The following is a 17,519-nucleotide window of genomic DNA, read 5'->3' as shown; positions in this document are numbered from 1 at the left end:
CGCGGGCCGGTCCGCGGGGGCGTCCCACCCCAGGTCAGGAGGGCGTCGCGGCCAGCGCGTCGTCGAGCGCGCCGAGGAACACGTCGTCCTCCTCGGGAGTGCCGACCGTGACCCGGATGCCCTCCCCGGCGAAGGGGCGGGTGATCACCGCGCGGGCCTCCAGCGCGGCCGCCAGGCCGACGGCGCGCTCCCCCACCGGGAGCCACACGAAGTTGGCCTGGCTGTCGGCCACCTCGAGGCCCCGCGCGCGCAGCTCGCCGGTCAGCCGGGCCCGCTCGGTCACGACCGCGGCGCACCGGGCCCGCACCTCGTCCTCGCTGGTCAGCGCGGCCACCGCGGCGGCCTGGGCGACCATGCCCACGCTGAAGGGCAGGTGCGTCCGGCGCACCGCCTCCGCGACCGCAGGGGCCTCGGCCAGCAGGTAGCCGACCCGCAACCCGGCCAGGCCCCAGGCCTTGGAGAACGTGCGGAGGACGGCGACGTTCGGCCGCCCCCGCATCAGCTCGACGCCGTCGGGGACCTCGGGGTCGGTGACGAACTCGCGGTAGGCCTCGTCGAGCACCACGAGCGTCTCCGCCGGCACCGCGTCGAGGAACCGCTCCAGCTCCGCGCGCCGCACCGCCGTCCCCGTGGGGTTGTTCGGGTTGCAGACGAAGACCAGCCGGGTCGTGCCGTCGACCGCGGCGGCGAGCGCGTCCAGGTCGTGGGTGTCGGCGGCCCCGCCCGGCCGGCCGGGGGTCAGCGGCACCTGGATCGCGTGGGCGCCGGCCACCCGCGCCAGCAGCGGGTACATCTCGAACGACCGCCAGGCGAAGGCGATCGCCGTCCCCGGGTCGTTGTAGGCCTGGGCCAGCTGCTGGCAGATGGCCACCGCGCCGCAGCCGACGGCGACCTGCGCCGCGTCCACCCCGTACCGCTGCGCCAGGGCGCCGGTGAGGACGACCGCGCCGTTGTCGGGGTAGCGGTGGGTCTCGGTCACGGCCGCGGACACCGCCTCGACGACGGCGGGCAGCGGCGGGAACGCGACCTCGTTGCTGGCGAGCTTCACCGCCCGCTCGACGCCGATCTCCCGGGCCAGGTCGGCCGGGTTGCGGCCGGGCTTGTAGGCCGGGAGCGACTGCACCGCCGGTCGGGCACTGACCATCGAGTTCCTCCACCTCCGGGGCCGCCCTCATAAGGTGAGCCCATGCGCGTACTCGTCGCCGGCGGAGCCGGCTACATCGGCAGCGTAGTGACGGCGGCTCTGCTGGCCGACGGCCACGACGTCACCGTCCTCGACGATCTCTCGACCGGTCACGCGGACGCCGTGCCCGCCGGTGCCACGCTGGCCGAGGTCTCCCTGCACGACTCGGCGCCCGTGCTGGCCGAGGTCCGCCCGGAGGCGGTGCTGCACTTCGCCGCCAAGAGCCTGGTCGGCGTCTCCCAGCAGCGTCCCGAGGACTACTGGCAGACCAACGTGGCGGGCTCGTTCGCGCTCCTCGAGGCGATGCGCGCCGCCGACTGCCGCCGGATCGTCTTCTCCTCCACCGCGGCCACCTACGGCGAGCCCGACCAGGTGCCGATCCGCGAGGACGCGCCGACCCGGCCGACCAACACCTACGGCGCCTCCAAGCTCGCCGTCGACCACATGCTCACCTCGTACGCCGTCGCCCACGGCTTCGCCGCGGTGAGCCTGCGGTACTTCAACGTCGCGGGCGCCGCCTACGGGCTCGGCGAGCGGCACGCCACCGAGACCCACCTCATCCCGATCGCGCTCCAGGTGGCGGCCGGGCAGCGGGAGTCGCTGACCGTCTACGGCCAGGACTACCCGACCCCGGACGGCACCTGCATCCGCGACTACGTGCACGTCGAGGACCTCTCCGACGCCCACCTGCTGGCCCTGCCCGCCCCGGCCGCGGGCGAGCACCGGATCTACAACCTGGGCAACGGGACCGGCTTCTCCGTCCAGGAGGTGGTCGAGGCCGCCCGCGAGGTCACCGGCCACCCCATCCCGGTCACCGTCGGCGAGCGCCGGTCCGGCGACCCCGCCCAGCTGGTCGCCGCCAGCGACCGGATCCGGGCCGACCTGGGCTGGACGCCGAAGCACACCGACCTGGTCGGCATCGTCCGCGACGCCTGGGAGGTCGCGCAGGCCCGCCGCTGACGCCTCCCGCGGTCAGCCGGCCGGGGTCTCGCTGCTCTCGTCGTCCCCGGGCGCCGGAGCCGGCGGGGGGCCGACCAGCAGGCGGGAGATCCGTCGTCCGTCGAGCTCCAGCACCTGCACGGTGCGGCCCTCGACCTCGATGGAGTCGCCGATCCCGGGCAGCCGGCCGAGCTCGGCAAGCACGTAGCCGGCCACCGTCTCGTACGGCCCCTCGGGCAGCTCCAGCCCGGTGGCCTCGGTGAAGTCGTCCAGGTTCAGCAGGCCGTCGACCTCGCGCGGTGCGTCGGGTGACTGCCGGTCCTCCGGGGCGACCTCCTCGTCGTACTCGTCGTAGATCTCCCCGATGACCTCCTCGATCAGGTCCTCGAGGGTGACGATGCCGTCGGTGCCGCCGTACTCGTCGACGACGATCGCCAGGTGCTGGTTGTCCCGGCGCATCTCGCTGAGCACGGTGAGCACGGCGGCGGTGCCGGGCAGCCGCGTCACCTCGCGGGCCAGGTCGCCGACGGTCGCCGCCCGCCCCGCGGGGTGGTTGGGCAGGAACAGGTCGCGGACGTGCACGAAGCCGATGACGTCGTCCTCGTCGCGCCCGGCCACGGGGAACCGCGACCAGTTCGACTCGGCGACGAGCTTGGCGGCCCGGCTCGCGGTCATCGAGGCGTCGAGGAACTGCACCTCGGTGCGCGGCGTCATCACCTCGCGCACCTCGCGCTCGCCGGCGCGGAACACCTCGTCGATCAGCCGTCGCTCGTCGCTGCTGAGCGACTCGTGCGCCGCCACCAGGTCGCGCAGCTCCTCCTGGCTGATCGATTCGCCGCTGGCCTTCGGGTCACCACCGACCAGCCGGACGAGGCCGTTGGTGGACTTCGACAGCAGCCAGATGACCGGGCGGGACAGCTTGGCGATCAGGTTGAGCGGCGCGGCGACGGTGAGCGAGAAGCCCTCGGCGCGCTGCAGGGCCAGCCGCTTGGGCGTCAACTCGCCGACGACCAGCGAGACGTAGCTGATCGCGATGGTGACCAGCACCAGGGCGAGCGTGCCCGACAGGCCCTCGCTCACGCCGCGGCCCTGCATCCAGTCAGCCAGCGGGGCGGACAGGGTGCTGGCACCGAAGGCGGCCGAGAAGAAGCCGGCCAGGGTCACGCCCACCTGCACGGCGGCCAGGAACTGGTTCGGGTCCTTGAGCAGCTTCTGCACCGCCTGACCGCGGCGGCCACCCTGCTCGGCCATGGCCCGGACCTGCGACTCGCGCAGCGAGACCAGGGCGATCTCGGCTCCGGCGAAGACGCCGCCGAGCATGATGAAGGCGACGACCATGACGATGCTGAGCCAGACGTCGCTCACCGGCGGCGTGCTCCTCGGGGGGTTGGGTACGGGCGGACGGGTCCATGGTGCCGGTTGCATGCTGCCCGGCGGTGCGGCGCGCATGCCCGGGTGCCCGAACCGGGTGGGTGAGGGTGCGCACTCTTGCGGGCTACCGCTGAGGTCTGAACACGGTTAGTCTGCGGTCGATAACGGATCGTGATAGTTCTGAGGACCCACATGCACCACCTGCCGTCCGGTCCCCCGCTGTCCGCCCGCCTGAGCGCGGCGCTCCACCGAGCCGGGCTCCTGCTGTCCCGCTGGGCGCACCGGCACGCCCGCCGGGTGGGACTCGGCGTCCTCGTGACCGTGGCGGTCACCGCGGCGGTGCTGGCCGTGCCCGTGGCGACCGGGCCGACGGAGTCGCCGTCGGTCGCCCTGGACGCCTCGTCGCAGTCGTCGGCGGCCAGGTCGGCGGCGGGCTCGTCGGCGGCAGGCTCGTCGGCGGCCGGTCCGGCGTCCGGATCGGCCCGGGTCCCGGCGGGGACGGCGGGGACCGGATCGCCGTCGTCCGCCGCGGAGTCGCCGGATGCCGGGGAGCCGTCGGCCGTCACCGGAGGCCCGACGTCGACCTCCGCTGCGGACGGCGACCGCGTCCCGGACGCGCGCGCGCAGACGGAGGAACCGACCGTGCCGCCGTCGACGACGGGGATGCCGGCCGGGCCCCCCGCCACCGCGGCCGGCACCCCCACCACCGGCGACAGCCCGGCCGACGGCACCGCGTCGGCCCCGGCGCCCACCGCGGCCACCGCGGCCACGACCACCAGCCCCACGACCACCAGCCCCACGACCACCAGCCCCACGACCACCGGCGCCACGACGACCGCCCCCACGGCCGCGGCCGTCGACGCGGAGGCCCGGGTGGTGGCGCTGGTCAACGAGGAGCGCGCACGGGCCGGCTGCTCGCCGCTGACCTCGGACGCCCGGCTGGCCGCCGTCGCCCGCGCGCACAGCGCCGACATGCGTGACCGGGGCTTCTTCGGCCACGACGACCCCGACGGGCGGAGCCCGTTCGACCGCGCGACGGCGGCCGGGCTCACCGCGCGGGCGGAGAACATCGCCCGCGGCCAACAGGACGCCACCGCTGTCGTCGGCTCGTGGATGGCCAGCCCCGGGCACCGGGCCAACATCCTCGACTGCACGCTGCGCAGCCTCGGCGTCGGGCTGGCCAGCGGCACCGGCGGCACCTGGTGGACCCAGCTCTTCGCCTGACCCGCACCCACGGACCACCCTCCTCGCGCCCCACTTCGGGGAAGCAGGGCCTCGGCGACCGTCCGGGAGCCCTACTTCCCCGAAGAAGTGCCGGTCCTCTCGAGAAGCGCGCGCACCCGCACGACCAGCTCGTCGAGTCGTCCCAGGTCGGCTGCGGTCACGTGGAGGACCGTCCAACCGGCCGCCACCAGGCGGTTCAGGCGTCGCAGGTCCTTGGCGAACTGGGCCGGCCCGGCATGCCAGAGCCCGTCGTACTCGAGTGCGACCCGCTGTTCGGGGAACGCGAGGTCCACGCGGGCCACGAAGTCACCAGCTGCGTCGCGCACCGAGTACTGCGGCACGGCGTGCAGGCCGGACAGCGCGAGCGCCACGCGGAGCCGGCTCTCCGGCTGGGACTCGGCCAGCGGGTTCACCAGCCCGGCGGGCACGCGCAGCGCCCCGTCCCTCCCCGGCAGCAGCGTGCTCGGTCAGCTCGCCGATGCCCACGACCCCTCGCGCCACCAGGACGTCGACTGCTGCCACGGCGTCGGGCAGCGCCTCCCGCCTGGCGATGTCCAGCGCGGTCCGGAGACCGGTCGTGCACCTGTGACCCCCGACGGTCGTCACATCGGACGGCTCCAGGCGTACCTGGCGGACCCGCAGGCCTGCGACCGGCCCGAACCGAACGCCTGCCGGCACGGACACCTCGACCACGGCGTCGGCCTCGGCGAGCTCCCGGGCCCCGAGCAGGTGCGCCGCCGTCCGACCGCTGTACGCCGACGACGCCGGTACGAGCAGCGCTGCACCGGTGATGCGCAGACCGTAGGAGTCCGGCAGTGCGGCGTCGGCGTAGACCCCGCGGTAGAGCCGGCGCCATGCGGAGCTGCGGAGCGCGTCAGGCGTCAGCAGCCCGTCGGCGACGACGTCCCGCTTCCGGAAGACGCGTCCACGGAGGGCCGGCGGGCGGTGAGGGGCAGGCACCGGCGAAGCGTGCCCGAGCGGCGGATCGGCTGTCGGCGTCATCCACAGGCACGCCCGGCGCGGCACCGGAGTCCGACTTCGGGGAAGCAGGCCTCCGCAAAGCCCTCTGGAGCCCGACTTCGGGGAAGTGGGCCACTCGCCGGCGGGCGAGTGGGCCGGAACGCCCGCGGGCCCCCCGACCCGGAGGTCGAGGGGCCCGCGGGGACGGGTGCCTACGTCAGGCCATGGCCTTCTGCAGGTTGGCGTCGATGGCCGCCAGGAAGTCCTGGGTGTTCAGCCACGGCTGGTCCTTGGAGATCAGCAGCGCGAGGTCCTTGGTCATCTGGCCGCTCTCGACGGTGTCGATGCAGACCTTCTCCAGGGTCTCGGCGAAGCGGGTCACCTCGGGGGTGTTGTCCAGCTTGCCGCGGTGGGCCAGGCCCCGGGTCCAGGCGAAGATCGACGCGATCGGGTTGGTCGACGTCTGCTCGCCCTTCTGGTGCTGCCGGTAGTGCCGGGTCACCGTGCCGTGCGCGGCCTCGGCCTCGACCGTGCGGCCGTCCGGGGTCGCGAGCACCGACGTCATGAGGCCCAGCGAGCCGAAGCCCTGGGCCACGGTGTCGGACTGCACGTCACCGTCGTAGTTCTTGCACGCCCAGACGTAGCCGCCCTCCCACTTGAGCGAGGCGGCGACCATGTCGTCGATGAGCCGGTGCTCGTAGGTGATGCCGGCGGCCTTGAACTTGTCGGCGAACTCAGCCTGGTACGTCTCCTCGAAGATGTCCTTGAACCGGCCGTCGTAGGCCTTGAGGATCGTGTTCTTCGTGGAGAGGTACACCGGGTACTTGCGGTCCAGGCCGTAGTTCAGCGAGGCGCGCGCGAAGTCGCGGATGGAGTCGTCGAGGTTGTACATCGACAGCGAGACACCGGCGCCGGGCGCCTGGAACACCTCGTGCTCGATCGGCTGCGAGCCGTCGTCCGGGGTGAAGGTGACGGTCAGCTTGCCGGCCGACGGGAACTTGAAGTCGGTGGCGCGGTACTGGTCGCCGTAGGCGTGCCGGCCGACGATGATCGGCTTGGTCCAGCCCGGCACCAGGCGCGGCACGTTCTGCATGATGATCGGCTCACGGAAGATCACGCCGCCGAGGATGTTGCGGATCGTCCCGTTCGGGGACCGCCACATCTTCTTCAGCCCGAACTCCTCGACCCGCGCCTCGTCGGGCGTGATGGTCGCGCACTTGACGCCGACGCCGTGCTTCTTGATCGCGTTGGCGGAGTCGACGGTCACCTGGTCGTCGGTGGCGTCGCGGTGCTCCATGCCGAGGTCGTAGTACTCGAGGTTGACGTCGAGGTACGGGAGGATCAGCTGGTCCTTGATGAACTGCCAGATGATCCGGGTCATCTCGTCGCCGTCGAGCTCGACGACGGTGCCCTCGACCTTGATCTTGCTCACGTGGTTGATTCCCTCTCTGCAGCTCTGACCGGCTCGGTCAGAGGTCGGCTACGTCGGCCTGCTTGGCGCGTACGGCTTCGGCCGCCTCCCGCAGGCCGGCCCGTTCGGTTTCCGACAGGTCGCTCTCGACGACGCGCTTGACGCCCCCGCGGCCGATCTCGGCCTCCACCCCCAGGTACACCCCGGAGATGCCGTACTCGCCGTCGACCCACGTGCACACCGGCATCACTGCGCCGGAGTCCTCCATGACCGCGCGGGCCATGCGGGCAGCCGCGGCGGAAGGAGCGTAGTAGGCCGATCCGGTCTTGAGCAGGGCGACCACCTCGGCGCCACCGTTCCGGGTGCGCTGCACGAGGTGCTCGATGCGGTCCGGGGCCAGCACGTCGGCCAGCGGCTTGCCGTCGACGGTGCAGCGCGAGGGCACCGGCACCATCGTGTCGCCGTGCGACCCGAGGGTCAGCGTCCGGACCGACGCGACGGGCACACCGAGCTCCTCGGCGACGAAGTTGGTGAAGCGCGCGGTGTCGAGCATGCCCGCCTGCCCCATCACCCGCTGGTGCGGGAAACCGGTGGCCAGCTGCGCCAGCGCGGTCATCTCGTCCAGCGGGTTGGAGACGACGACCACCACCGCGTCGGGCGAGGTGGACGCGATGTTCTCCGAGACCTGGCGGACGATCTTCGCGTTGGTCTCGATGAGGTCCATGCGGCTCATGCCGGGCTTGCGCGGCAGGCCGGCGGTGACGACGACGACGTCGGAGCCCTCGGTGCCCTCGTAGGAGCCCCCGCCGACCCCGACCACCTCGGTCTCGAATCCCTCGATCGGTCGCGACTGGTTCATGTCCAGCGCGAGCCCTTCGGGCTTGCCCTCCACGATGTCGGTGAGCACGACGGTCTCGAAGATGTCGTACTCGGCCAGGCGGAGTGCGGTGGTGGAGCCGTAGAAGCCGGCACCGACCACGGTGACCTTCCCGTTCCTGGGCTGCTTCGCCATGGCCGTCAACCTAGCGCTGGTCGGCGCCTCGTGCCGCCCCGGGTGAGTTCTCACGTGCCCGGGATGGCCAGCGCGACGGCGGTGAGCGCGATCCCGGCACCGGCGAGCAGCACGACGTCGACCGGGCGGCTGCGCACGGCCAGGAAGCCCACCCGCCGCACCGGGAGGAGCAGGCGCAGCAGCGCTGCCCCGACGATCGCCAGCCCGACGACGACCAGCCCCCAGCGCCAGTGCTCGAAGGTGACCAGCAGCAGCCCGGCGGCCACCACGACGAGCACCGCCAGCAGCGGCAGCTGCCGCACCAGCCCCGCGAGGAAGGGGCGGCGGACGTAGAGCGGCGGGCGCGTCACGGTCAGGCCGACAGCGCCTCGGCTGCCGCGGCCTGCTCGGCGGCGAGCACCACGTTCCGCAGCAGCATCGCGCGGGTCATCGGGCCCACGCCGCCGGGGTTGGGTGCCACGTGCCCGGCGACGTCGGCCACGTCCCGGGCGACGTCCCCGGCGATCTTCCCGTCGACCCGACTGACCCCGACGTCGAGGACGGCGGCCCCCGGCTTCACCATGTCGGCGGTGATCAGGCCGGGCACCCCTGCCGCGGCGACGACGACGTCGGCCGCGCGCACGTGCGCCGCCAGGTCGCGGGTGCCGGTGTGGCACAGGGTCACCGTGGCGTTCTCCGAGCGGCGGGTGAGCAGCAGGCCCAGGGGGCGGCCGACGGTGATGCCGCGGCCGATGACGACGACCTCGGCGCCGGCGATCGGCACCTCGTACCGGCGCAGCAGCTCCACGATGCCGACGGGGGTGCAGGGCAGCGGCCCGGGCACGTTGAGCACCAGCCGTCCGAGGTTGACCGGGTGCAGCCCGTCGGCGTCCTTGGCCGGGTCCATCGCCTCGAGGACCGTGCTCTCCGCGATGCCCGCGGGCAGCGGCAGCTGCACGATGTAGCCGGTGCAGGCCGGGTCGGCGTTGAGCTCCGCGACCACGGCGAGCACGTCGGCCTCGGTGGCGGTCGCCGGCAGCTCGCGCTGGATGCTGGCGATGCCCACCTGGGCGCAGTCGGAGTGCTTGGCGCCCACGTACCAGCGGCTGCCGGGGTCGTCACCCACCAGCAGCGTGCCGAGACCGGGCCGGTGACCGGCCGCGGTGAGAGCGGCCACCCGCTCGGTGAGCTCGGCGCGGATCGCCGCCGCGGTGGCCTTGCCGTCCAATGTCGTCGCGGGCACGCCGACAGTCTGCCGGAGAGGCTGCCGCGGGTGTCGTGGGTGTCGCCGCGGCCCTAGGGTTCCGGTGGCGGGGACCCTGCCCTGCGGACATGCGGAGGTGCGCGATGACCGAGCGCGACCAGATCCCGACCGGTGCGACGGCGCCGGTCTACTCCGACCGGCCCGTGGCCTTCCGGGGGCCCGAGAGCCTCGGTGGACTGCTGCTCATCCTCGCCGGGATCGCCGCCGCCATCAGCCTGCCACTGGAGTGGCTGCGCGATCGCGACGACAGCGGCTGGCGCCTGGTGCGGGACGCGTTCGGCGACCTCGGGGAGATCGTCGACGACGGCGGCTGGCAGCCCCTGGCCATCGTGCTCGGCGGTGGCCTCCTGCTCCTCCTGGGCATCGCCCTGTGGCTGCCCGCCCGCAGCCACAGGATCGTCGGGTTCGTGGCCCTGGTGGTGAGCGGCGTCGTCGCGGCCGCCGTGATCGTCCCCCTGGCCGACGCCGGCTTCGACGTCGGTTCCTTCGGCCCCGGCTTCTGGTGCGCCGTCGCCGTCGCCGTCCTCGGCCTGCTGGGCTCGCTCAAGGCCGTGCTGACCGGCCCCCGGTATCCGCGCTAGCTCTCGACCAGCGCGCCGTGGGCGGCGGTGAACTGCACCGCCTGGACGAGATCGAGGCGCACGCCGGTGAGCTCGAGGGCGCGCCAGTTGATCCCGTCGGTCGACGCGCCGCGCAGGTCGGTCCCGCGCAGCTTGGTGCCCTGCAGCCGGGCGCGGTCGAGGACGGCGCGGGTGAGGTCGCACTCGCGCAGGTCGGCGTCGGTCAGGTCGGCCTCGCGGAACCGCTGACCGGACAGGTCGAGCCCGGAGAGGTCCGCACCGCGCAGCGCGGCGTAGCTCCAGTCGCAGTCGGTCACCGTCATCGGGCGCAGCTGCGCGCCCGGGAACTGCGATCCGGTGAGCTTGCAGCCGTCCCAGGTGACGTCGACCAGGGTGGCGCGGTCGAACCGGCAGGAGAGGAACGCCGACCCCGAGTGCCGCGCGCCCGCCATGCGCACCCCGGTCAGCACGCACTCCTCGAACACGCAGCGCCGCGTGACCAGCTCCTCCAGCCCGGCGTCGTCGAACCGGCACCGGACGAAGGTGACGCCGTCGAGCTCGGCTCCCCACCAGTCGACCCGCGCGAAGTCCTCGTCCTCGACGACCGCGCCGGCCTCCGGCGGGCCGACGTGCGGCCGCGTGCTGATCACCGGTCTCCTCAGTGGGCGAAGTGGCGGGTGCCGGTCAGGTACAGCGGCACGCCGGCCGCCGCGGCGGCGGCGACGACCTCCTCGTCGCGCACCGACCCGCCCGGCTGGACGACGGCGCGCACGCCGGCGTCGAGCAGCACCTGCAGGCCGTCGGCGAACGGGAAGAACGCGTCCGAGGCCGCGACCGCGCCCGCGGCCCGCTCCCCCGCCCGGGCGACGGCCAGGCGCGCGGAGTCGACCCGGTTGACCTGGCCCATGCCGACACCGACCGTGGCCCGGTCGTGGGCCAGCAGGATCGCGTTGCTCTTCACCGCGCGCACCGCCCGCCAGGCGAAGACCAGGTCGTCGAGGCCGGCGGCGTCCAGCGGCTCCCCGGTGGCGAGGGTCCAGGTGGTGGGGTCGTCGCCGACGGCGTCGATGCGGTCGCGGGTCTGCACGAGCAGACCGCCGCTGATCGGGCGCAGCTCCACGCCGGCCTCCGGCAGGTGTGGCAGCCGGAGCAGCCGGATGTTCTTCTTGCCGGTGAGCACCGCGACGGCGTCGTCGGTGAACGCGGGGGCCACGACCACCTCGGTGAACACCTCGGCCACCTGCTCGGCCATGGTCAGGTCGACCTCGCGGTTGGCGGCGATCACGCCGCCGAAGGCCGACACGGGGTCGCAGGCGTGCGCCTTGCGGTGCGCGGCGGCGATGTCGGCGCCGACGGCGATGCCGCACGGGTTGGCGTGCTTGATGATCGCGACGCACGGCTCGTCGTGGTCGTGCGCGGCCCGCCAGGCGGCGTCGGTGTCGACGTAGTTGTTGTAGGACATCTGCTTGCCGTGCAGCTGCTCGGCGTGCGCCAGCCCCGGCCGCCCGGCCTGGTACAGCGCCGCCGCCTGGTGCGGGTTCTCGCCGTAGCGGAGCACGTCGGCGCGCTCCCAGTTGCCCCCCACCCACGCCGGGAAGCCGCTCTCGTCGTCGGGCGCCAGCACGTTGCCCATCCAGGAGGCGACGGCGATGTCGTAGGAGGCGGTGTGCCGGAACGCGGCGGCGGCCAGCCGCTGCCGCTCGGCCATGGTGAACCCGCCGGCGGACACGGCGGCGAGGACGTCGTCGTACCGGGCCGGGTCGACGACGACGGCGACCGACGGGTGGTTCTTGGCCGCGGCCCGCACCATCGCCGGCCCGCCGATGTCGATCTGCTCGACGCACTCGTCCGGCGTGGCACCCGAGGCCACGGTCTCGGTGAACGGGTAGAGGTTGACGACGACGAGGTCGAACGCCGCGATGCCGAGCTCCTCCAGCTGCGCGACGTGGTCGGCCTTGCGGCGGTCGGCGAGGATCCCGGCGTGCACGGCCGGGTGCAGCGTCTTGACCCGGCCGTCGAGGCACTCGGGGAAGCCGGTGACCTGCTCGACGGGGGTGACCGGCACCCCGGCGTCGGCGATGCGCCGGGCGGTCGCGCCGGTGCTCACCAGCTCCACGCCGGCAGCGGCCAGCCCGGCGGCCAGCTCCTCGATACCGGTCTTGTCGTACACACCCAGCAGGGCGCGGCGGATCGGCGTGCGGTCGCTCATCAGGGGCTCTTCCTCGTCCGGTGCGGGCTGGTCGGGGGTGGGGTGACGAACTCCGCCACCGTCTCCACCAGGAGCTCGCGCTCCACGTGCTTGATCCGTTCGTGCAGGCGCGCCTCGTCGTCGCCGGGCAGCACCGGCACCTCGCGCTGGGCCAGCACCGGTCCGGTGTCGACCCCGGCGTCGACCAGGTGCACGGTCGAGCCCGTCGTCGCGACCCCGGCCGCGAGGGCGTCGCGCACCGCGTGCGCGCCGGGGAACGCCGGCAGCAACGCCGGGTGGGTGTTGATCAGCCGGCCCTCGAACCCGTCGAGGACCGCCGGGCCGACGATCTTCATGAACCCGGCGGAGACGACGAGGTCGGGTGCGAAACCGGCGATCCGGTCGGCCAGCGCGCGGTCCCAGGCGCTGCGGTCGGGGTGATCGGCCAGCGCGCAGACGAAGGTGGGCAGCCCCCGCCGGCGGGCGTGCTCCAGGCCGGGGGCGTCGCGGTCGGCGCCGACGGCGACCACGCCGGCCGGGTACGAGGGGTCGTCGGTCGCGTCCAGCAGGGCGGCGCACAGCGAGCCGGTGCCCGACAGCAGGACGACGACGCGCGCCCGCTGGGCAGGCTCGTCGGCGGGCACGTCCGCGACCCTATCCGGGGTCGTCCGGGCTCCCGACGGGCCGGTCCCGGTCAGCCCAGCGACCGCCAGCGGGTGACCGCGCCGGCCACCGCCGCGGCGATCCCCGCCTGCACCGCGATCGCCAGGCCGGTGGCCACGGGTGGGGCGCCGACCACCGCGAGGGCGCCGTCGCCGAGGGAACCGCCGGCGAACCAGGCCAGCCCCCCGGTGAGGACGCCGAGCAGCAACCCGGCCAGCAGCCCCGCGAGGCCGGCGACGACCGAACCGCCGTGGCGGTCGTCGAACCACCGGCCCAGCGTCGTCCCCGCCACGAGGCCGGCGACGGCGGGGATCGCCTGCGAGACGAAGGCGACCAGCGGCACCGCCTGGGTGTCCGGCAGGGCGGCGAGCAGCGGCAGGGCGGGCACCGCGCCCAGCGTCACGCCGTGCACCGAGACGAGCGTGCCGCTGCCCACGTAAAAGCCGGGACCCGCCGCCAGGCCGAGGACGGCCACGGCCGCGTTCGGCAGGTACAGGGCCCCGAGCGCGAGCAGCCCGACGGCGCCCGCGCCCGCTCCGCCGAGGGTGCCCGAGAGCGCGGCGTAGCCCCCGGCGTCGCTGGCCAGCGCCACCGCGACGACGACCAGGCCGAGGGCGAGCGCGGCGAGCAGACCGGCCAGCACGCCGCGGAGGACCGGCCGCAGGACGTCCGGCAGGCGGTCCAGGGCGGCGCCGGTCAGGCCCGACTCCCGGCCGGCCCCCCAGCCGACGGCGAGCACGGCCAGCACCGGGGGGACGAGCAGCGTGCGCGGCCATCCGGTGCCCGCGGCCTCGTCGTCCACCACCAGGGCCAGGAGCCAGGTGAGCGCCACGTGCAGGACCACGACCAGCGCGGCCGCCCGGACGACGGCCCTCGCCGGTGCGACGTCGTCCAGCGCCCGGACGGCCACCCGCCCGGCCCAGGACAGACCACTGGCCACCAGCCCCGTCAGGAGGAGGGGGGCCAGCGCCAGCGGCCCCGGCGACGGCCGCAGCTCGGCGCCGTGTGCCAGCAGCCAGAGCCGGGCGCCCAGCGACGCCGACGCGCCCGCCGACATGCCGCCGTCGGGGTCGAGCGTCTGGACGACGACGAGGGCGAGGCCGAGGCCGACCAGTCCGGTGACCGTGACGGCCAGGGCGGCGACGGCGGCGAGGACGGCGGGCGGAGCGGACCGCGCGGCCGACCCGTCGTCCCGCCGGGAGGGCAGGCGTGCGAGCAGGGGGGCCACCCCTCCACTCTCGCAAGCCGCCCCGGCGGATGCCTGGCGCACTCGCCGGAGCGGCTCCTCCGTGTCGGCGGCGCCGGACCGACGGTCAGGTGTCCGTGCGCGGACGATCGCTGTCGGTAGTGCCGGAGGCGGTCGAGCCACCGGGGGGCGTGCCGTTGCTCCCGCCCTCGGGCGCTCCGGACGGTGGCGGGGGCGATGACGGCCACGGGGGTGTCGTCGGGCCGGGCCCCGGCTGCCCCGGGTACCCCTGCTGCGGGAACTGCCCCGGCGCGTACGGCGGTGGCGCACCGTAAGGATGGGGCTGCGCCGGCCAGTGCCCCTGCGGAGCGCTCGGCCGGGCCGGGCGGTCCCGCAGTTCCTGGCGCAGGGCGAGCACGGCGACCGTGGCGATGCCCGCGGCGGTCAGGAGGCCGAGCAGCGCCCAGAACGAGAAGGCGTAGCGCAACGTGTCCAGCCAGGCGAAGAGCGTCAGCACCAGACCGAGCCCGGCCAGCGCCACGGTGAGCCCGGACCGCGGGAAGGTCACCGTCATGCGCACGAAGGCCGGCAGCACCGCCCAGGTGCCTGCCAGCAGGAGCAGCACGAACGCCGACCGCACCATGCCGTCCTCGATCCCGGTGAAGGTGACCCCGAACGTCGCGTCGCCGAAGCGCCACCAGGGCAGGAGGGCGACGAGCAGGAACAGCAGCGACCCGCCGGCGACGGCGTAGTCGCGCCAGGACGGCCGCTTCGGGTCGAACGAGAAGTCGGCGCCCACGGGCCGCCGGCCGCCCGGCTCCCCGGGAGCGCCGTAGGGCGCGCCGTAGCCGGGTGCGCCGTAGGGCTGCCCGTAGCCAGGCTGTCCGTACGGGGCCTGGCCGTACGGGGCCTGGCCGTACGGAGGCTGGCCGTACGGAGCCTGGCCGTAGGGCTGCTGGGGGTAGGGCCCCTGGCCGTACTGCTGCTGGCCGTACTGGCCCGGCCCGTACGGCGGCTGCCCGTACTGACCCGCCGCGTACGGCGGCTGCCCGTGACCGGGCTGTCCCTGCCCCGGCTGACCGTAGGGCTGCTGACCGTACTGGGGACCGCCGTACTGCGGACCGCCGTACTGCGGACCGCCGTACTGAGGACCGCCGTACTGGGGACCGCCGTACTGCGGAGGGCCGTACTGCGGACCGGGCCCCTGCTGCCCGGGAGGCGGGGGCCCCTCCCCTGAGGGCGGCTGCGCGCCGGCGGGCGGCTGACCGTCCTCGGGCGGCTGCGGGGGCTGGCTGGCGGTCACTGGATCTCCTCCGGGACGGATCAGGGGCGCCATGATCGTGGCGGTCGCGGCCTCGGGGTCGCAACGGTGGGTCCCCCGGCCGGCGCGCCGCCCGGGAACGGCACTGCCCGGCGACCGCGGGGAGCGGTCGCCGGGCAGGTGACGTGGACGGCCCCTGGACGGGGGCCCGGCGATCAGGAGCCGACGAGCTCGCGCATGAGCTGCGCCGTCTCCGACGGGGTCTTGCCCACGCGGACGCCGGCGGCCTCGAGGGCCTCCTTCTTCGCCTGCGCGGTGCCGGCCGAGCCGGACACGATGGCGCCGGCGTGCCCCATCGTCTTGCCCTCGGGGGCGGTGAAGCCCGCGACGTAGCCGACGACCGGCTTGGTCACGTTGGCCTTGATGAAGTCGGCGGCCCGCTCCTCGGCGTCGCCACCGATCTCACCGATCATCACGATGGCCTCGGTCTCCGGGTCGTCCTGGAAGGCCTGCAGGGCGTCGATGTGCGTCGTGCCGACGACCGGGTCGCCACCGATGCCGATCGCGGTGGAGAAACCGATGTCCCGCAGCTCGTACATCATCTGGTAGGTCAGCGTGCCCGACTTCGACACCAGGCCGATCTTGCCCTGCTTCGTGATGTTGGCCGGGATGATGCCGGCGTTGCTGCGCCCGGGGCTGATCAAACCCGGGCAGTTCGGGCCGATGATGCGCGTCGCGCCGCCCTGGGCGTGCGCCCATGCGTAGGTCGAGTCGTGCACCGGGATGCCCTCGGTGATGGCGACGGCGAGCCCGATCTGGGCGTCGACGGCCTCGATGATCGCGGCCTTGGCGAACGGCGGCGGCACGAAGATGACGGTGACGTCGGCCCCGGTCTCCTTCATGGCGTCGGCGACGCTGCCGAAGACCGGCACGTTCGTGCCGTCGAAGTCGACGCTGGTGCCGGCCTTGCGGGGGTTCACCCCGCCGACGATGGCCGTGCCGGAGGCGAGCATGCGCGAGGTGTGCTTCATGCCCTCGGAGCCGGTCATGCCCTGGACGATGACCTTGCTGTTCTCGTTGAGGAAGATCGACATCTGAGTGGTGTCCTGTCCGGAGTCGGGGCGATCAGGCGGCGGCGAGCTCGGCGGCCCGGCGCGCGGCGCCGTCCATCGTGTCCACGACGGTGACCAGCGGGTGGTTTGCGTCGGCGAGGATGCGCCGGCCCTCCTCCACGTTGTTGCCGTCGAGGCGGACCACCAGCGGCTTGGTGGCCTGGTCACCGAGCTGCTGCAGGGCGACGACGATGCCGTTGGCGACGGCATCGCAGGCGGTGATCCCGCCGAAGACGTTCACGAACACGCTCTTGACGTCGGGGTCGGAGAGGATGATCTCCAGGCCGTTGGCCATCACCTCGGCGGAGGCGCCGCCACCGATGTCCAGGAAGTTGGCCGGCTTGACGCCGCCGAATTCCTCACCGGCGTAGGCGACGACGTCCAGGGTGCTCATGACCAGGCCGGCACCGTTGCCGATGATCCCGACCTGGCCCTCGAGCTTGACGTAGTTGAGGTCCTTCTCCTTGGCGCGGGCCTCGAGCGGGTCGGCGGCGGCGGCGTCCTCGAGCGCGGCGTGCTCGGTGTGCCGGAAGCCGGCGTTCTCGTCGAGGGTGACCTTGGCGTCGAGCGCGAGGACGGTGCCGTCGGGCGCCTTGGCCAGCGGGTTCACCTCGACCAGGGTGGCGTCCTCCTTGCTGAAGACGTCCCACAGCTGCACGGCGATGGCGATCACCTGGTCGCGCACCTCGGCGGCGAAGCCGGCGGCGTCCACGATCTCGGCGGCCTTGGCGGTGTCGACGCCCTTGCTGGCGTCGATCGGGATGCGGGCCAGCGCCTCGGGGCGCTCGACGGCGAGCTGCTCGATCTCCACGCCGCCCTCGACGCTGGCCATGGCCAGGAAGGTGCGGTTGGAGCGGTCGAGCAGGTAGGAGAAGTAGTACTCCTCGGCGATGTCGCTGGCCTGGGCGACCATCACGCGGTGCGTGATGTGGCCCTTGATGTCCAGGCCCAGGATGTCCAGGGCGCGGGCCTTCGCGTCCTCGGCGTTGTCGGCGAGCTTGACGCCGCCGGCCTTGCCGCGGCCGCCGGTCTTCACCTGCGCCTTGACGACGACGGGCTGCCCGATCTCGCGGGCGATCGCCTCCGCCTGATCGGGCGTCTCGGCGACGCCGCCGGGGAGCACGGGGACGCCGTGCGAGGCCAACAGGTCACGGGCCTGGTACTCGAAGAGATCCACGAAAAGGCACCGTAGCCCGCTCGCCACCA

17 protein-coding genes are annotated in these 17,519 nt (G+C 74.0%); 3 read left to right on the top strand and 14 right to left on the bottom strand.

What is annotated here, in order from left to right:
* Window positions 1-34: 34 nt before the first annotated feature.
* Window positions 35-1,144, bottom strand: coding sequence for a histidinol-phosphate transaminase (gene hisC, locus ACI79T_RS15110; RefSeq protein WP_456610894.1), 1,110 nt, complete (start codon window positions 1,142-1,144; stop codon window positions 35-37).
* A 42-nt stretch (window positions 1,145-1,186) separates the two neighbouring features.
* Here hisC and galE point away from each other — a divergent pair, with 42 nt between their 5' ends.
* Window positions 1,187-2,143 carry a UDP-glucose 4-epimerase GalE gene (galE, locus tag ACI79T_RS15105; RefSeq protein WP_456610893.1) on the top strand — a complete coding sequence of 319 codons (957 nt, stop codon included), beginning with the start codon at window positions 1,187-1,189 and terminating at the stop codon, window positions 2,141-2,143.
* Between the two features lie 12 nt (window positions 2,144-2,155).
* On the opposite strand, the gene ACI79T_RS15100 is transcribed toward galE, so the two are convergent.
* Window positions 2,156-3,487 (bottom strand): hemolysin family protein, encoded by a 1,332-nt coding sequence (locus ACI79T_RS15100; RefSeq protein WP_456610892.1) that lies wholly within the window; start codon window positions 3,485-3,487, stop codon window positions 2,156-2,158.
* A 198-nt stretch (window positions 3,488-3,685) separates the two neighbouring features.
* Between ACI79T_RS15100 and ACI79T_RS15095 the strand changes: the two genes are divergently transcribed.
* Entirely contained in the window at window positions 3,686-4,717 is a 1,032-nt protein-coding gene (locus ACI79T_RS15095; protein WP_456610891.1) for a CAP domain-containing protein, read from the top strand.
* A gap of 71 nt (window positions 4,718-4,788) precedes the next feature.
* Here the strand turns inward: ACI79T_RS15095 and ACI79T_RS15090 are convergent, their stop codons facing one another.
* From ACI79T_RS15090 to ACI79T_RS15070, 5 genes are all read right to left on the bottom strand, one after another.
* On the bottom strand, window positions 4,789-5,145 hold the full coding sequence (locus tag ACI79T_RS15090) for an endonuclease domain-containing protein (protein WP_456610890.1): 357 nt from the start codon (window positions 5,143-5,145) through the stop codon (window positions 4,789-4,791).
* Between the two features lie 749 nt (window positions 5,146-5,894).
* The gene (locus tag ACI79T_RS15085) at window positions 5,895-7,109 is read right to left on the bottom strand and encodes an NADP-dependent isocitrate dehydrogenase (RefSeq protein ID WP_456610889.1); all 1,215 of its coding nucleotides are present in this window, start codon (window positions 7,107-7,109) and stop codon (window positions 5,895-5,897) included.
* Window positions 7,110-7,146: 37 nt separating this feature from the next.
* On the bottom strand, window positions 7,147-8,100 hold the full coding sequence (gene mdh / locus ACI79T_RS15080; protein WP_456610888.1) for a malate dehydrogenase: 954 nt from the start codon (window positions 8,098-8,100) through the stop codon (window positions 7,147-7,149).
* A 50-nt stretch (window positions 8,101-8,150) separates the two neighbouring features.
* A complete protein-coding gene (locus tag ACI79T_RS15075) occupies window positions 8,151-8,450 on the bottom strand; it encodes a DUF3017 domain-containing protein (RefSeq protein ID WP_456610887.1) in 300 nt (99 codons plus the stop codon).
* Between the two features lie 2 nt (window positions 8,451-8,452).
* Complete coding sequence (locus ACI79T_RS15070; protein WP_456610886.1) at window positions 8,453-9,322, bottom strand: bifunctional methylenetetrahydrofolate dehydrogenase/methenyltetrahydrofolate cyclohydrolase; 870 nt, start codon at window positions 9,320-9,322, stop codon at window positions 8,453-8,455.
* 104 nt (window positions 9,323-9,426) lie between these two features.
* On the opposite strand from ACI79T_RS15070, the gene ACI79T_RS15065 reads away from it, so the two are divergent.
* Window positions 9,427-9,924 (top strand): hypothetical protein, encoded by a 498-nt coding sequence (locus tag ACI79T_RS15065; RefSeq protein WP_456610885.1) that lies wholly within the window; start codon window positions 9,427-9,429, stop codon window positions 9,922-9,924.
* On the opposite strand, the gene ACI79T_RS15060 is transcribed toward ACI79T_RS15065, so the two are convergent.
* The 7 genes from ACI79T_RS15060 to sucC all read right to left on the bottom strand — a co-directional run bounded on the left by ACI79T_RS15060 (window position 9,921) and on the right by sucC (window position 17,490).
* Window positions 9,921-10,553 carry a pentapeptide repeat-containing protein gene (locus ACI79T_RS15060; protein ID WP_456610884.1) on the bottom strand — a complete coding sequence of 211 codons (633 nt, stop codon included), beginning with the start codon at window positions 10,551-10,553 and terminating at the stop codon, window positions 9,921-9,923. The genes ACI79T_RS15065 and ACI79T_RS15060 overlap by 4 nt on opposite strands.
* Window positions 10,554-10,561: 8 nt before the next feature.
* Window positions 10,562-12,112, bottom strand: a complete 1,551-nt coding sequence (gene purH, locus ACI79T_RS15055; protein WP_456610883.1) for a bifunctional phosphoribosylaminoimidazolecarboxamide formyltransferase/IMP cyclohydrolase — start codon at window positions 12,110-12,112, stop codon at window positions 10,562-10,564.
* The gene (gene purN / locus ACI79T_RS15050; RefSeq protein ID WP_456610882.1) at window positions 12,112-12,735 is read right to left on the bottom strand and encodes a phosphoribosylglycinamide formyltransferase; all 624 of its coding nucleotides are present in this window, start codon (window positions 12,733-12,735) and stop codon (window positions 12,112-12,114) included. Before purN ends, purH begins: the two co-directional genes overlap by 1 nt.
* A gap of 50 nt (window positions 12,736-12,785) precedes the next feature.
* Window positions 12,786-13,982 (bottom strand): cell division protein PerM, encoded by a 1,197-nt coding sequence (locus ACI79T_RS15045; RefSeq protein WP_456610881.1) that lies wholly within the window; start codon window positions 13,980-13,982, stop codon window positions 12,786-12,788.
* Between the two features lie 85 nt (window positions 13,983-14,067).
* The gene (locus ACI79T_RS15040) at window positions 14,068-15,243 is read right to left on the bottom strand and encodes a hypothetical protein (protein WP_456610880.1); all 1,176 of its coding nucleotides are present in this window, start codon (window positions 15,241-15,243) and stop codon (window positions 14,068-14,070) included.
* A gap of 173 nt (window positions 15,244-15,416) precedes the next feature.
* Window positions 15,417-16,295, bottom strand: a complete 879-nt coding sequence (gene sucD, locus ACI79T_RS15035) for a succinate--CoA ligase subunit alpha (protein WP_456610879.1) — start codon at window positions 16,293-16,295, stop codon at window positions 15,417-15,419.
* A 31-nt stretch (window positions 16,296-16,326) separates the two neighbouring features.
* Window positions 16,327-17,490: an ADP-forming succinate--CoA ligase subunit beta gene (gene sucC, locus ACI79T_RS15030; RefSeq protein ID WP_456610878.1), complete on the bottom strand. Its 1,164-nt coding sequence runs from the start codon at window positions 17,488-17,490 to the stop codon at window positions 16,327-16,329.
* Between the last annotated feature and the right edge of the window lie 29 nt (window positions 17,491-17,519).

The organism is Blastococcus sp. SYSU DS0619 (genome assembly GCF_054051035.1).
This window is presented reverse-complemented; position numbering and strand designations above follow the sequence as displayed.

Excerpts from the sequence above, each read along its gene's own strand:
- purH (WP_456610883.1), bottom strand. The coding sequence starts at position 12,112 with ATGAGCGACCGCACGCCGATCCGCCGCGCCCTGCTGGGTGTGTACGAC.
- mdh (WP_456610888.1), bottom strand. The coding sequence starts at position 8,100 with ATGGCGAAGCAGCCCAGGAACGGGAAGGTCACCGTGGTCGGTGCCGGC.
- ACI79T_RS15095 (WP_456610891.1), top strand. The coding sequence starts at position 3,686 with ATGCACCACCTGCCGTCCGGTCCCCCGCTGTCCGCCCGCCTGAGCGCG.
- galE (WP_456610893.1), top strand. The coding sequence starts at position 1,187 with ATGCGCGTACTCGTCGCCGGCGGAGCCGGCTACATCGGCAGCGTAGTG.
- sucD (WP_456610879.1), bottom strand. The coding sequence starts at position 16,295 with ATGTCGATCTTCCTCAACGAGAACAGCAAGGTCATCGTCCAGGGCATG.
- hisC (WP_456610894.1), bottom strand. The coding sequence starts at position 1,144 with ATGGTCAGTGCCCGACCGGCGGTGCAGTCGCTCCCGGCCTACAAGCCC.
- ACI79T_RS15065 (WP_456610885.1), top strand. The coding sequence starts at position 9,427 with ATGACCGAGCGCGACCAGATCCCGACCGGTGCGACGGCGCCGGTCTAC.